This window comes from Lactobacillus sp. X-49 (genome assembly GCF_057063645.1).
Genome location: NZ_JBXSQM010000016.1, coordinates 26,424 through 39,643 on the forward strand (window position 1 = coordinate 26,424; position 13,220 = coordinate 39,643).

A 13,220-nucleotide genomic window follows, 5' to 3' on the forward strand; every position below is an offset into this window, starting at 1 on the left:
AAAGTTTAAAATAAAAAGGGAATTTAATGAAATAAATTCCATTAATACCCTCTTTACAATTAACCCCAAATTCTGTTGATCTCTTTTTTAAATTTCATCGCTTCTGCATGAGGATCTTCAGCTTCTCTAATATCTCGTCCAGCAATAAAGGTATATACAGGAACTCCCTTAAAAAGTTGTAATATTTCCGGATGAACACCACCTGTAACAGAAACTTTAAAACCCATTTTTATTAGGTTTTTTACATTCTCAACATCTTTTTCAGACCATTTCTGTCCGGCAAATTTAGCATCACGGCTTTGATGATAAACAACTTGTTGAATACCATGATCAAGCCATTGTCTCATTTTACTTTCATCATCCCAACCTTCATAAAGTTCAACTTGTACTTCAATTTCCTTTTGTGCATTACTCATAGTTGGAACTGTTGCTGCATTAATACACGTCATCCAATCGGCTCCAGCCTCTTTACATGACTTCCCACATTTTTCACCGGCATCTGCACACTTAACATCTGCCAATACGATTTTGTCTGGTGCCATTGCACGTAAGTTGGATACTGCACTTAAGCCATCTCTATAAACGAGAATAGTACCCGTTTCTACAACATCAATTACATCTTTTACTTGCCTTAAGACGTTAATTGCTTCTGCAGTATTATTACAATCCAAAGCAACCTGCAACATTGGTAAATCCATGATTATCTCCTAATTCTTTTTAAACTTAGTTGGAATATCAGAAGCATTTACTTTTTCTTCAACTTCACTTGCAGAAATAACGTTTTTTATTCCAATAACTTCTCCACCACGTTTTTTTACTTCATCAAACATATTAATGAATGGTACTGAGGTAAATACAACATCATAATTACGAGCAATCCCTTTAGCTTCTGAAATGGAAGTATGGTCAGCTTGTGTAATCTGATATCCCATTTTTTCTAATGTATTCTTAACTGTTCTCAGAAGCATTAAACTTGTTCCTGAACCATTTGCACATGCAGTTAAAATTTTCATATTGTAAAATCCTTTCTAATTCTTTTCATTTATTTTTTGCCATGCAGGATAATCTTCTGTAATTAAGAAATATCCATCTGGATCAGCACGATATTGCAGCTGTGGAATTGCAATTAAAATAATTACAATTATTGCAACGCCAATAAATCCTAAGTACTTCATAATCACTGTAAAAAATGGCCATACCGTTGCCCAATCAAACATACCAAGATATCCACCATATTTTGCCATTCCGACCCAGGTTGCAATTAAAGCTGAACCAGCTACTTGGATTAGTCCAGATATAAATGGCATTATCATCGCGCACTTATAACCACCACGATTGTTTGAATATAAGCCAATAACTGCATTATCAAAGAACAATGGAATAAAACCTGCAATTACTAATGTCGGTGAATGGAACAACAATAGTAGGATTATCATTGTAAATTGACCTAAAGTACCAAACATAAACCCAATGGTCTGCGCATTCTGAGAACCAAATCCTAGAGTCGCTGCAACATCGATGCCTGGTACTGCACCTGGTAACCAACGATCTGAGATTCCTGTGAATGATTCTGTTAATTCATTAACGAAAGTTCTAACACCTAACTGTAAGATTGCTAAGTATACTGAAAATTGGAGAGCAGTCTGAAGAATATAAAAGATAAAACTTTGGCCTTTTTGCATAAAATGTGCCTTAACCAAATAATCTGGCCCAAGAACCACTAAAATTGCTCCAATGAATATCAACATTAAAATCGAAGTAGACACCATGTTATCGTTAAAAATTGACATAAAACTAGGGAGCTTAATATCTTCTAGTCGCTTATTCTTATTTTTATTCTTCTTTAACGAATGCTTTTCAATCATTTCTGAGAGCTTCGCAAAGAAATAAATACCAAACATTTGCTGATGAGCAACAGCAAAGCCAGCGCCTTCAGTTAGTTCTTGTGTTATTCCAACGGTAAGATTTGATCCCACAGCCCAATAAAGACCTAGAATCAAACTCATAATAGCCAAGATTGATAGTCTATTTAATTTTGGAAAACAAAATAATATCAGCCAAAACGCAGTTGCAGCTTGTTGCACTTGAACATTACCAGTTGTAAAGACTGCTCTTAATTTAGTATATTTGGAAAAGCGAACCAAAACAATGTTAATGATATAAGCAAAAAGCAACAACAGCATCGTATCAGCAAACGAACGTCCAAAACGTTCCATGATTCCAGCGTTAACAGCATTTTGTCCAAAATATGGATCAATGATCATCGCATTCAAATGAAAACGCGATTTTAATCCAACTAAAATTGGACGAAATGTATTGACTAGTCCACCCGAGCCAGCTGCTAATATAAAATAACCAACCGTTGCCTTTAAAAAACCAGATAATACTTCGTACCACTTTTTATGCTCAAGAATATAACCAATTAAAACGATGAAACCAATCATAAAGGCCGGTTGATTCAAAACATTCGTGGCAAAGTAACTCCAAATAGCTAATAAAGCATTCAAAATATTTTGCATTTTACTTACTCTTTTCTACAATCATGTCATGCTTTTGAATAACTTTGCTATAATCGTCTAAGCTTTTCACATGACATAAATCTTCGATCATGCCATCCTCCATTAATAGGTTAGATAAATTTGCAATATTTTTCATATGAGTTTTATTATCCTTAGCTGCCAACATGAAAAATAATTGCGCATCTTTATCAGAATCATTGTGATCAAAGGAAACTTTTTCTGGAAAAATAGTTAATCCAATTCCTGTACCAAGTACTCCCGAACTATCAGCTTGAGAATGTGGCATCGCAACTCCAGGCACAATTACAATGTAAGGCCCATATTGCTTAATATCTTCAATTACCTGATCAATATACTTATCGGTAACAAGATTATTTTCTTTCATTACTTCCCCAGAAATTCTGATAGCTTCCTGCCAATCTTTAGGATGCTTTTGACTAATATTTATCAAATGATTTTCAAAAAAATAACGTAACATGGTTTCCTCCTACCATATAATTAACTAAAAAGTGAATTATAATAACTCTGGGAATGGTAGGTCAGGATTGTTCTTAAACGCATCGTGGAAGCCCCTGTCATACATGTATTCAATCTTATCTTTATCTTGTGGGAAGTTGAATTCACCACCAACTTGCCAAATATATGGCTTAAATTGATACTGAAGACGATTTTTCTTTCTATTCCATAAAGCCAAAATATCTTTAGGATCACTGTAAAAGTTAGTCCAAATATCATAGTGCATAGGAATAATTACTTTAGTATTCAATGCTTCAGCCATTCTCAAAACTTGAGAATCATCTAATTTATCAGTGATACCACGTGGATTTTCACCATATGCACATAACGCAACATCAATCTTGTTTTCGTTACCATGTTTTACGAAAGTATTTGAATAATGTGAATCACCAGAGTGGTACAAGTTGCCTCCAGAAGTTTCTACTAAGTAGTTAACAGCTACCTTAGCCATATCGATTGGCTTAGTGCCTGCAAGCTTAACATTAGGATCATCTTCAGTGACTAATTCAGTACGGTCAAATGCTTCTAAAGCTTTAATTGTTACTGCTCCAACTTTTATTTCATCGCCTGGTCTTACTACAGTAATCTTTTCAGCTGGAACCCCCCACTCTTGCCATTCATCTGCAACGCCTTGTGGGCCGATAAACTTAGCATCTGGGCAATACTTATTTACACAAGCTGCAGTATACATATCCAAATGATCATGGTGAGTGTGTGTTACACAAAGAGCATCTAAGTCTTTGATAGCAAATGGATCAATTACATAAGGCTTATTACGCATGTTTGGTTGCATTGCCTCGCCACCAGTCATACGCATCATTTGGTGACCCTTGCGCATCTTGCCATCTCCATGAGTATGCTTACCGGTACCATTCCACATATCAATTGCTACATTCGTGCCTTCATGTGTCTTTAACCATGTACCCATGCAACCTAACCACCAAATTGCAAAGGATTTTTCTGGTACTTTTTTAGCAGCAATTTGTTCGTTTAAAAATGTACCCCATTCTGGAAAGTTGTTTTCTGCAAAAACAGCTGGTGTAACTTCATTTATATTTTTAGGTTGTGTCATTTTTGTCCTCCATAAGATTTATTTCTTTTTCTAGTTAAATTATATTGTTAATTGGTACCGTTTTCAATCACATTTTATGGTATTAATATTTTTTTATGGTATTTTTTCACAAAAAGTGATTAAATAATCTTAATTTTCATATTTTATGGTACTTTTGATAAAAATAAGGAAATTCAAAATGAAAAATTCATATAAAGAAATTCAAGCTAGACGTAAACAGATTATTGATTTACTTAATCATCAGAAAGTTATTTCATTAACTGACCTTAGTCAAAAACTAAATGTATCAATAATGACTGTACGTAGAGATTGTAGTAATTTAGCTAATCAAGGGAAAATATTACAAGAAAAAGGGAAAATCTCATTAGTAAAGCCAGAAGAAATACCTTTAACAGATTCTGTAAGTTACATTAAGCAACGCATAGGAAAAGAAGCTGCTAACCATATTGAGAAACATAGTTGGGTATTTATTAATTCAAGCACCTCTGCTTTTGAATCAATACCTTATCTGTTAAAAAAAGACGTTAATATATTGACTAACAATGGATACGCTGGCGAACTTGATACTAGGACAAGTAATAGTAAAATCATTCTAAGTGGCGGCAATATTAATCGGAAACTAATTATGAGTGGTGATTGGGCTGTAGATGCTTTTCTAAAAATTTATGCTGACTGGGCCATTATTGGTTGTGCTGGAATAAGCATAGAGAGAGGAATTTCAACCCCATTTATGGAAGAAGCCAAAGTTAACAAAGCAATTATTAAACATGCCAAGAAATTAATTGTTGTTGCTGATTATAGTAAGTTTAATAAGTTTTCTAACTTTATGATTGGAAAAATTTCAAATATTGACTTACTTATTACTGATTCATTTACACCTAGAGCAACAGTGGAAAATTTTATAAAAGCCGGTGTACAAGTTATTCAAATACAACTTTAGTTAAAAATTTCATGAGATATACGTCAATCATCTTATAGTTTTAAACCATAATATGATTTATTTTAAATACCAAAAAAGCTCGATACATAAAGTTGTATCGAGCTTTTATTTAAGCAATAATTTACTTTTCTAAATAATCAATTTTATTTTGATAATCAGATATTAATAATTTTAAATTTTTCTTACCACGATATTTGCCATAAGCAATTATAGCTGAACTAAACATACTAATTAATAATAAGATAATGCCGATAATAAATAACCAGATTGTTCGTCTATAAAAGTAATAACACAACACAAAACCAATCGCACCAACTGCTAAGAAAAACTGTAACCAGTATTGTAAATTTTGTAACATTCTTTTTTGATATGTGACTTCTTCTTGATAGCCTTCAGTTATTTTTTTAGCATTCATTATTTGCCCCTCTTGATGAGACTTAATATTTCAACCCTGGGTTGAATACTCCAAGAACGACGCCAGCAAAAGCAATGACTATAAGGATAATCATTGTCCAAATAGCTGAAACATGTTTCTTAGCCATTAACCACCAACAAAATAGAGTAACAATGACTGTCAGGATACCAGGAAAAATGCCATCCAACTGCTTTTGCAAATCTAAAAAAACATGTCCAGTATTATCTTTAAGCTGTAGTGAAGTTGTAACGTTCACCCAAGTTGCTAAAACACCACCAACAACCATTCCACCAACTATGGAAATTGCACGCCGTACTGCCGCTCCTTGCTTACCAACCAAAAATTCAACAGCTTTATCTCCTAGTTTATATCCACGGAAATACAAAAAGCGTTGACCAAAATATGCAATTAAGTCCCAAACAATGATGTAAAAAATCGCACCAATTGGAGACCCATTTCGTGACATTCCTAAGGCGATACCTAGCAAAATAGGAATTAAAGTACCATCAATTAAAGAATCACCAATACCAGCAATTGGTCCCATCAAACCGGCACGCATATCGTTAATTGTTTGACCGTCAATCTTTTCACCATTAGCACGTGCTTCTTCCAAACTGGCAGTTGTACCAATAATAACTGAACCCAGCATTGGATTAGTATTAAAAAATGCTGTATAAGCTTTGATATTTTCAGTTTGAGCTTTATTATCATTAGGATATAATTCTTTAATAATCGGTAACATCGAACATAAATAGCCAAAGGTTTGCATATGCTCTTGTGAAAAACAAGTCAATGCTCCCCAAAACCATAGATTAAAGGATTTATTTAGAGTTTTACGACTTATTCTCTTTTTTTCTACATCCATCTTTAGATATCCTCCTCATCGTCATCACTTGTAGTTTCAGTAGAAGATACAAGTTTGGTATTTCCACTGCCTGGTCCTTTTGCCATTTCAATTTCATACATAATTACCGCAAAAAGTAATGAAATAACTGTCACAGCTACTAGATTCAAATGTAATGATGCAGCCAAAGTAAATCCAACTAAAAATGGAATAAAGTCTGTAGCTTTGTTAATAATTTGCCTAAGTAGAATTGCAATTCCAACACATGGAAGCATAGCCCCAACCGTAAATAAAGTTTTCATTGGAATACCGTCCATCGGTAAAGCCGTTCTCAATGCAGTAACAGCTTGTGCACCAAAATGAGTCATCAATAAAGTGGGCAAAAATGAAAAGACTACGTGTGAAACCCATGGCCAACCAAAATCAACTCCATAAAGATGGTTCAGTTTTCCATTCTCAATATCTTTCCAACCAAAAGCTTGCCAAATCAAATTCATGAAAGCAACAGCATAAAACAGAACAGAGCCAACCGTACCTACTAAAGTGGCAAGTGACTTTGCCATATTGGCAGCTGCAGAGCCCATTGGATCCAAACCCCTAGAAGAAATTGCTACCATAGCCAAGGGAATACCAATATATGAAATTGCCCGAACATCAGCAGCTACAGTACCACCTGGTGTAACTAAAGCAATATAAACCAGCTGTGTAGCAACACCACAAGCAATTCCAAGTGGTAAATTACCCAAGACTATTCCGCAAACTAGCCCTCCGACTAATGGTCGTCCAATTGTATAATTGCCAACTGCTTGACCAGCCATACAGGAGTTTGAACATAGACATGCAAAAAGTCCTAAAATGGCTGCTTGAAACCAACTAATAGTCATTTTTTTCTCCTTCTCTTCATTATGAAAACATTAATAACCAAATTTACCTTTAAATTTATCCCAATAACCTAATTGTTTATCTGGTAATAGGGCAAAGTGAACCTTATATCCTTTTTTACTAATTGCCTCAAAGGCATCACCTTCCTCTTGAGTAAAAGATTGATTACTTCCCAGTTTAATTGCACCTGGACGGTCATTACCAGGACCAACAATTAATTCCGTTTGTTCACTAGGAACAAAATCCAGATCTACCAATATATGTTTCATATCTTGTGGATTCTTTGTAATCAAAAAGTAACGTGTATCAGAATTTACTACTTTATCCTTCACTTTATTAAAATGATCCATAGTCCAAATAAATGTTTTCTTTCCCTGTCCTTCACCAGCTGATTTATATGCAGACTTTAAGATGGGATTATTAGCTGCTCCATCATTTACTGCAATAATGCCATCACAAGGACGCTCCTTTGCCCAACGAGTGGTAATTAAACCATGAATTATTCTGTCATCAACTCTAATTAATGAAACTGTCATTATTTTTCTCCTATAACTAAATATTATCCTCAGCTTCATTTATATCCTGAGGCATATTGTATTGCTTCATCGCTTTTAATCCCTCACTTAATGCAGTTTCAGCTATTTTATCTTTAGCCATAATTTCTAAAGAAACTAACGCAGTGAGTGCCATTGAAAAGTTCATACCACCAAGTATTACTGAATTTTCAAAATATTTATGCTGAGAAAACAAACCTAAAAACGTTGTTAGCGGACTGCCGCCAATAATATCAGCTAAAACCACAAATTCATCATCATTTTTAAATTTCTTTTTTTGAAAAAAATGTTCAACTTTATTACCGTATTCTTCCGCTGATTCTCCATCATGCAGACACAAAGCAAAGCAATATTTAGTGTTATCACCAGCAAACATTTCAAGCGATGTTTTCACACCTTCTGCAAATTGCCCATGAGATACTAAAATCAAGTATTTCAATATTTCACACCTCTCTTTATTTGAATAAATTAACAATAGCACAGCTATTGAATGCGTTAACAGTGTTAAATGTAACAAAATACAGTATGACAAATGTCACTATTTGGAAGCGATTTCTAAATTAATGTTGATTGGTTAAATGTTTTCAGTAATAATTATCATAAGAAGATTTTTAGCCAACTTAGTAATCGAGATGATAGAATTGAATTTGGGTAAGCAGAAAAAACAGTATTATCGGACTAGGTTATTTCATAAACAGATTTTGCTAGGGATACAACTACTTATTGCCATTTTTTTAATTTTTATGGTTTATTTAATTTACATTGTTAATCCTGGTCAAAATAATCAAATAAAAATTGGCTCCACCTATATGACCATGAATAATAGTTTTTTCCCCGTGATAAACGAGCAAATTGCTAACTATGTCGATATTCATAATGGGCGACTCTATAATCGTGACCCTGCTTTAAGTGTTGACAAACAAGTTGAAGAGATTAATTTTTTTATTACACAGAAAGTCAACGCAATTATTATCAATCCTGTTGATGGAGGAAGTAACAAAATTTTAAGTGCATTGCATCGAGCAAAAAAGCAAGGAATCAAAATTATTATAGTCGATTCACAAATGAAATCAGCTAGATACGCAGATTGCACCATTTTATCGGATAATTACCGTGCTGGACAATTGTGCGCTAATCACTTAGTAAAACATAAAAAGCAAGCCAGAATTCTTTTACTTGAGCATTATTCCGCATATTCAGCTAATAACCGTATACAAGGGTTTACTGATACTATTAAAAAGTCTCCTCATAGTAAAAATTATCATTTTGTAAAAAAGATTAATACATACGGCCAAGCTGAGATAACTCTTCCTCTTGTAGAAAAGGCATTACGTCATGGTCCAAAGGTTGACACTATCATGGCATTGAACGACCAAGCTGCAATCGGTGCACTAGCTGCAATCGACGAAATAAACATAAAGCGTCAAATTGATGTTTATAGTGTAGATGGATCAGAAAACATGAAAAAACTACTTGGCACTAATCATGACGCAATTGCAACTTCTGCTCAAACTCCGATTAATTTAGGTAAGACTACAGCACAAACAGTTTACAAATTAATTAATGGCCAAAAAGTTCCGTCTAAAATTATTTTGCCAGTTCACTTGATCACTAATAAAAATATTAATCAGTTCAATGTTTCGGGGTGGCAATAATGCCTAAATTTAAGTATTTGCTAATCTTACGAAAAATGATGATGTGGCTCAATTTTTTTGCAATTCTATTTAATGCCACTCTTTTCGTTTACACAACTAATTATGTAATTAGAACTGAACAAGCTTTTCAGTTACTATCACTTTTGCCACACATTCCCGATTCTCCACAGCTTATTTTTTGGCAAAGTACAATTAGCTTTTCAATGCTAGCTATTGTAATGTTTATTCATCATGATTTTGAATTTAATCATAATTCTAAGTTTAGTAATACTTTTATTTTAATTGAATTATTTTTAGCTATAATTGTTTTTTTATCTTTAAGAATGACTTATAATGGTATTTTTTTACTAGTTTTCGTAGATTTCATTATAAGTAATCGTAATCAATATAACTTTCATGATTATATGATTTGGATAATTGTAATCTCATTTTTGCTGTTTTTATTATTAATTACAGATTACTCAATTCTTAGTCATTTTATGACCTTACTTAACCTAGATACATACTTAACCTTTTTACCTCTACAAATTGGACCTGCTCTGATTTTTTGGAAAAATTTTATTACGACATTTAATCTTACCCTTTTTATTTTAATTTTAATCTATTTTGCTATTTATCAATTAAATCAAGAAAATGACATTCAAAATAAACTTGCTCTGGCTTCTAAAGCAAATTATGAACTCAAGAACTATGCGGCATTGTCCGAATATATTGCTCAAGATCGAGAGCGTAAACGAATTGCTAGAGATATTCATGACTCCGTTGGTCATGCATTAACAGGAATAGCTGCAGGTATAGACGCAGCTATTGTATTAATTGATGTTGACAAAAATACTACCAAACAACAATTAATGAAGATTCAAATTGCAGTTAAGCAAGGAATTAAGGATGTGCGTAAAGCACTTAATCGAATTCGTCCAGGAACTTTAAATAACTATACTCTTGAAGAGTCACTTAAGAAAATGTTAAAAGAATACGCTGATATTTCACGAATTAAGATTAACTTTTCCTATCATTGGGGATCTACCGATTTTGAAAAAACTACTGAAGACGTTATTTTTCGAATTATAGAAGAATCAATTACCAATTCCTTAAGACATGGACATGCGACAAAGATTACAATTAATTGTGATAAAATTGACGTCAAAACTTATCGACTGACAATTATAGATAACGGAATAGGAACAGAGCACATAGTTCCGGGATATGGAATTACTCAAATGAAAGAGCGAGTTGCAATTATTAATGGCAAAATTAGTTTTAATGGGGAAGACGGCTTTAAAACTAGGGTTGAAATTTCAGCAGAGGGCGATACATATGATTAAAATTATGATTGCAGATGATCAACAATTAATTCGAGATTCACTGAAAATTATTTTAGATGCTAATTCAGAATTTTCTGTTATTGATACAGTGTCAAATGGTAAAGAAGTCTTAGACAGTATCTCTAAAAATAGACCTGATATTATCTTAATGGATGTTCGTATGCCAAAAATGGATGGAACAGTTTGTACAAAATATGTTAAGAAGAAATATCCTCAAATAAAGGTCATTATTTTAACTACCTTTGATGATGATGATTTTATTTTCAGTGCTTTAAAATATGGGGCTTCGGGATATCTTTTAAAAGGAGCTTCTACTCAAGAACTTTATCAAGCTATTAAAACCGTTTATAACGGTGGAGCAATGATCAACCCTAACATAACTGAAAAAGTTTTTAAACTTTTTTCTAAAATGGCACAAGCAAACTATGCAATTCAGGTTAATGATAAAGATACTAAGAACTTTTCTAAGCATGAGTGGAGCGTTATTCAGCAAGTCGGATTGGGGCTTTCAAATAAGGAAATTGCCGCTAAGCTTTATTTATCCGAAGGAACTGTACGTAATTATATATCCAAGATTTTAGATAGGCTGCAGTTACGCGATCGAACACAACTTGCAATTTGGGCCGTTCAGACTGGTGTGACCAGCCAACCTATTGAGGATAGTGATACAAATGCGTAAAAAACATATATTGTTTTCAATTATGGGGCTCTTCATTTTTTTGATTATTAGCATATTTGTTTTTTGGCATCATATATATACTAATAAAAAAACTTTAACTATTGGACTTTATACCAGCAGTAGTTGGAATGTACCTAATGGGCATCAATATCATGTTATTGATGATGCAATTCATACATTTAAAAAAGAACATCCAGATATTACAATTAAATATGAAGGTGGAATCCAGAAAGATGATTATCGTAACTGGCTCAGTGAAAAAATAATTGAAAGCAATACACCTGATTTAATTCTCGTACCAAACCAAGACTTTAATTTGTTAGCAAGTGAAGGAACTTTTAAAAACTTAAAGCCGATGATGCGTCAAGACAATATAAAACAATCAATATTTTATAAGAGCACTCTAAAGGCAGGGCAATATAGTGGGAAACAATTAGCATTACCCTATGAAGCCAACCCTACTTTAATGGTAATGAATAAAACTTTACTCCAAAAATTAAATATTGTTCCGCCAACTGAAAACTGGACACCTCAAAAATTTTATAAGTTGTGTCACCAGGTTACATACGCAAGTCAAAAGAAAAAATATTACAGCGTAACCATGAACTATACTTGGCAAGATGCCCAACTTGCTTATAATAATCAATTGTTCACCCCAGATGGAAATACACGATTGACTACAGATGCTTCTAGAAAAGCATTTTCTCTGATTGAAAATTTAACTAACGATCAACCTTTATATAATGTAACGTCTTTACTTTTTGATAAAGGACGAGTAGCTTTCATGCCTTTAGGATTGGCACAATATCGTACATATACTTCTTATCCTTTTCATATTACTCGCGACAACAAATTTCTTTGGGAGTGTACGAAAATGCCTGGTAATAAAAATACGCAGGCAACACCAATGGACACTACAATGTTTGCTATTACCAGTAAAGCAAAAAATCCACAAGCAGCATGGGAATTCATGAAATTATTATGCACAAACAAAAACATCCAATGCGAAGTTATGAAAACAAATATGGGAGCATCAGTTTTACCTAGCGTTATTAACAGTCCTGCATGCCAAAGAATTCTTGATGAAAAAGTCATCAATTATCATAATTTAACTACTAAAAAATTAGATTTAATTATGACAGACGGTTCTACAATACCAAAATTCAAATCTTATAATTCCAAAATGGAACGGCTTGATTATAAAATTCAAAGTGCTTTAAAGACAGGAGATTTAGAAACGCAATTATTTAATATTCAATTACAGGTTAACCATAATAACAATGAGTAACTATTAAGTTAAAAAGACACATTCAGCTGAAGTTAACCCCCGGAATTGGACAAAGATTCCAATTCGGGGGTTTTCTTATGTCTAAATATTTACTAAAAACAAAATTAGAAGCAGTAGATTTGTATCAAAGAGGATTTAGTACAAAAGAAATTCAAGAGAAATTACATATCACATCACGTAGATCTATTGATGGTTGGATCAATAATTATCAACAGTATGGTAACAGAGGCCTGGAAAAAAGCTTTTCTAAGACAAGATATAGTGGTCAATTTAAATTAGAAGTCTTAAACTGGAGAAAAGAACATAGTGCCAGCTATCAAATTACTGCCAATCATTTTAATATTAAACAACATTCCACTATTGCGAATTGGCAAAGAAAATTAAATGAAGGCGGTGTTGATGCTTTATTTATTAAGCAAGGACGACCATTAATGCATAAAAAGAAAATTAAAGCAAAGAAGCATAAATATACTTCTCAAGAGTTAACTGAACTTGAACGTCTACGTTTAGAGAATCGTGCATTACATGTAG

16 protein-coding genes are annotated in these 13,220 nt (G+C 33.2%); 6 read left to right on the forward strand and 10 right to left on the reverse strand.

The window, feature by feature from the left end; all coding sequences use genetic code 11:
• Positions 1-59: 59 nt before the first annotated feature.
• The 5 genes from ACYIAQ_RS07885 to ulaG are packed head-to-tail and all read right to left on the reverse strand — an operon-like array spanning position 60 to position 4,107.
• Positions 60-698: a 3-dehydro-L-gulonate-6-phosphate decarboxylase gene (locus tag ACYIAQ_RS07885; protein ID WP_483563253.1), complete on the reverse strand. Its 639-nt coding sequence runs from the start codon at positions 696-698 to the stop codon at positions 60-62.
• Positions 699-707: 9 nt separating this feature from the next.
• Complete coding sequence (locus tag ACYIAQ_RS07890; protein ID WP_122017687.1) at positions 708-1,013, reverse strand: PTS sugar transporter subunit IIB; 306 nt, start codon at positions 1,011-1,013, stop codon at positions 708-710.
• Positions 1,014-1,028: 15 nt separating this feature from the next.
• Positions 1,029-2,519 (reverse strand): PTS ascorbate transporter subunit IIC, encoded by a 1,491-nt coding sequence (locus tag ACYIAQ_RS07895; protein ID WP_483563254.1) that lies wholly within the window; start codon positions 2,517-2,519, stop codon positions 1,029-1,031.
• A 1-nt stretch (position 2,520) separates the two neighbouring features.
• Positions 2,521-2,997: a PTS sugar transporter subunit IIA gene (locus ACYIAQ_RS07900; RefSeq protein WP_483563255.1), complete on the reverse strand. Its 477-nt coding sequence runs from the start codon at positions 2,995-2,997 to the stop codon at positions 2,521-2,523.
• Between the two features lie 36 nt (positions 2,998-3,033).
• Entirely contained in the window at positions 3,034-4,107 is a 1,074-nt protein-coding gene (gene ulaG, locus ACYIAQ_RS07905) for an L-ascorbate 6-phosphate lactonase (RefSeq protein WP_122017684.1), read from the reverse strand.
• Between the two features lie 178 nt (positions 4,108-4,285).
• Here ulaG and ACYIAQ_RS07910 point away from each other — a divergent pair, with 178 nt between their 5' ends.
• Positions 4,286-5,047: a DeoR/GlpR family DNA-binding transcription regulator gene (locus tag ACYIAQ_RS07910; protein WP_483563256.1), complete on the forward strand. Its 762-nt coding sequence runs from the start codon at positions 4,286-4,288 to the stop codon at positions 5,045-5,047.
• A 121-nt stretch (positions 5,048-5,168) separates the two neighbouring features.
• On the opposite strand, the gene ACYIAQ_RS07915 is transcribed toward ACYIAQ_RS07910, so the two are convergent.
• Genes ACYIAQ_RS07915 through ACYIAQ_RS07935 form a run of 5 tightly spaced genes read right to left on the reverse strand, consistent with a single transcriptional unit; the run spans position 5,169 to position 8,181 of the window.
• Entirely contained in the window at positions 5,169-5,462 is a 294-nt protein-coding gene (locus ACYIAQ_RS07915) for a DUF202 domain-containing protein (RefSeq protein WP_483563257.1), read from the reverse strand.
• A gap of 22 nt (positions 5,463-5,484) precedes the next feature.
• Positions 5,485-6,327 carry a PTS system mannose/fructose/sorbose family transporter subunit IID gene (locus tag ACYIAQ_RS07920; RefSeq protein ID WP_483563258.1) on the reverse strand — a complete coding sequence of 281 codons (843 nt, stop codon included), beginning with the start codon at positions 6,325-6,327 and terminating at the stop codon, positions 5,485-5,487.
• Between the two features lie 2 nt (positions 6,328-6,329).
• The gene (locus ACYIAQ_RS07925; RefSeq protein WP_483563259.1) at positions 6,330-7,190 is read right to left on the reverse strand and encodes a PTS mannose/fructose/sorbose/N-acetylgalactosamine transporter subunit IIC; all 861 of its coding nucleotides are present in this window, start codon (positions 7,188-7,190) and stop codon (positions 6,330-6,332) included.
• A gap of 30 nt (positions 7,191-7,220) precedes the next feature.
• Positions 7,221-7,724: a PTS sugar transporter subunit IIB gene (locus ACYIAQ_RS07930; protein ID WP_483563260.1), complete on the reverse strand. Its 504-nt coding sequence runs from the start codon at positions 7,722-7,724 to the stop codon at positions 7,221-7,223.
• Positions 7,725-7,740: 16 nt separating this feature from the next.
• Positions 7,741-8,181 (reverse strand): PTS sugar transporter subunit IIA, encoded by a 441-nt coding sequence (locus tag ACYIAQ_RS07935; protein ID WP_483563261.1) that lies wholly within the window; start codon positions 8,179-8,181, stop codon positions 7,741-7,743.
• 202 nt (positions 8,182-8,383) lie between these two features.
• On the opposite strand from ACYIAQ_RS07935, the gene ACYIAQ_RS07940 reads away from it, so the two are divergent.
• The 5 genes from ACYIAQ_RS07940 to ACYIAQ_RS07960 all read left to right on the forward strand — a co-directional run.
• Positions 8,384-9,397, forward strand: a complete 1,014-nt coding sequence (locus ACYIAQ_RS07940) for a substrate-binding domain-containing protein (protein ID WP_483563262.1) — start codon at positions 8,384-8,386, stop codon at positions 9,395-9,397.
• Positions 9,397-10,722, forward strand: coding sequence for a sensor histidine kinase (locus ACYIAQ_RS07945; RefSeq protein WP_483563263.1), 1,326 nt, complete (start codon positions 9,397-9,399; stop codon positions 10,720-10,722). The genes ACYIAQ_RS07940 and ACYIAQ_RS07945 overlap by 1 nt, the downstream gene beginning before the upstream one ends.
• On the forward strand, positions 10,715-11,401 hold the full coding sequence (locus tag ACYIAQ_RS07950; protein WP_483563264.1) for a response regulator transcription factor: 687 nt from the start codon (positions 10,715-10,717) through the stop codon (positions 11,399-11,401). The genes ACYIAQ_RS07945 and ACYIAQ_RS07950 overlap by 8 nt, the downstream gene beginning before the upstream one ends.
• Positions 11,394-12,689, forward strand: a complete 1,296-nt coding sequence (locus tag ACYIAQ_RS07955; protein WP_483563265.1) for an ABC transporter substrate-binding protein — start codon at positions 11,394-11,396, stop codon at positions 12,687-12,689. Before ACYIAQ_RS07950 ends, ACYIAQ_RS07955 begins: the two co-directional genes overlap by 8 nt.
• A gap of 77 nt (positions 12,690-12,766) precedes the next feature.
• On the forward strand, positions 12,767-13,220 hold a 454-nt coding region (locus ACYIAQ_RS07960; protein WP_483562690.1), incomplete at its 3' end, for a helix-turn-helix domain-containing protein.

What these genes read in the sequence shown, in the direction of transcription:
- ACYIAQ_RS07955 (WP_483563265.1), top strand. Translation starts at nt 11,394, where the DNA reads ATGCGTAAAAAACATATATTGTTTTCAATTATGGGGCTCTTCATTTTT.
- ACYIAQ_RS07950 (WP_483563264.1), top strand. Translation starts at nt 10,715, where the DNA reads ATGATTAAAATTATGATTGCAGATGATCAACAATTAATTCGAGATTCA.
- ACYIAQ_RS07945 (WP_483563263.1), top strand. Translation starts at nt 9,397, where the DNA reads ATGCCTAAATTTAAGTATTTGCTAATCTTACGAAAAATGATGATGTGG.
- ACYIAQ_RS07920 (WP_483563258.1), bottom strand. Translation starts at nt 6,327, where the DNA reads ATGGATGTAGAAAAAAAGAGAATAAGTCGTAAAACTCTAAATAAATCC.
- ACYIAQ_RS07885 (WP_483563253.1), bottom strand. Translation starts at nt 698, where the DNA reads ATGGATTTACCAATGTTGCAGGTTGCTTTGGATTGTAATAATACTGCA.
- ACYIAQ_RS07910 (WP_483563256.1), top strand. Translation starts at nt 4,286, where the DNA reads ATGAAAAATTCATATAAAGAAATTCAAGCTAGACGTAAACAGATTATT.
- ACYIAQ_RS07930 (WP_483563260.1), bottom strand. Translation starts at nt 7,724, where the DNA reads ATGACAGTTTCATTAATTAGAGTTGATGACAGAATAATTCATGGTTTA.
- ACYIAQ_RS07915 (WP_483563257.1), bottom strand. Translation starts at nt 5,462, where the DNA reads ATGAATGCTAAAAAAATAACTGAAGGCTATCAAGAAGAAGTCACATAT.
- ACYIAQ_RS07925 (WP_483563259.1), bottom strand. Translation starts at nt 7,190, where the DNA reads ATGACTATTAGTTGGTTTCAAGCAGCCATTTTAGGACTTTTTGCATGT.
- ACYIAQ_RS07890 (WP_122017687.1), bottom strand. Translation starts at nt 1,013, where the DNA reads ATGAAAATTTTAACTGCATGTGCAAATGGTTCAGGAACAAGTTTAATG.
- ACYIAQ_RS07895 (WP_483563254.1), bottom strand. Translation starts at nt 2,519, where the DNA reads ATGCAAAATATTTTGAATGCTTTATTAGCTATTTGGAGTTACTTTGCC.
- ulaG (WP_122017684.1), bottom strand. Translation starts at nt 4,107, where the DNA reads ATGACACAACCTAAAAATATAAATGAAGTTACACCAGCTGTTTTTGCA.
- ACYIAQ_RS07900 (WP_483563255.1), bottom strand. Translation starts at nt 2,997, where the DNA reads ATGTTACGTTATTTTTTTGAAAATCATTTGATAAATATTAGTCAAAAG.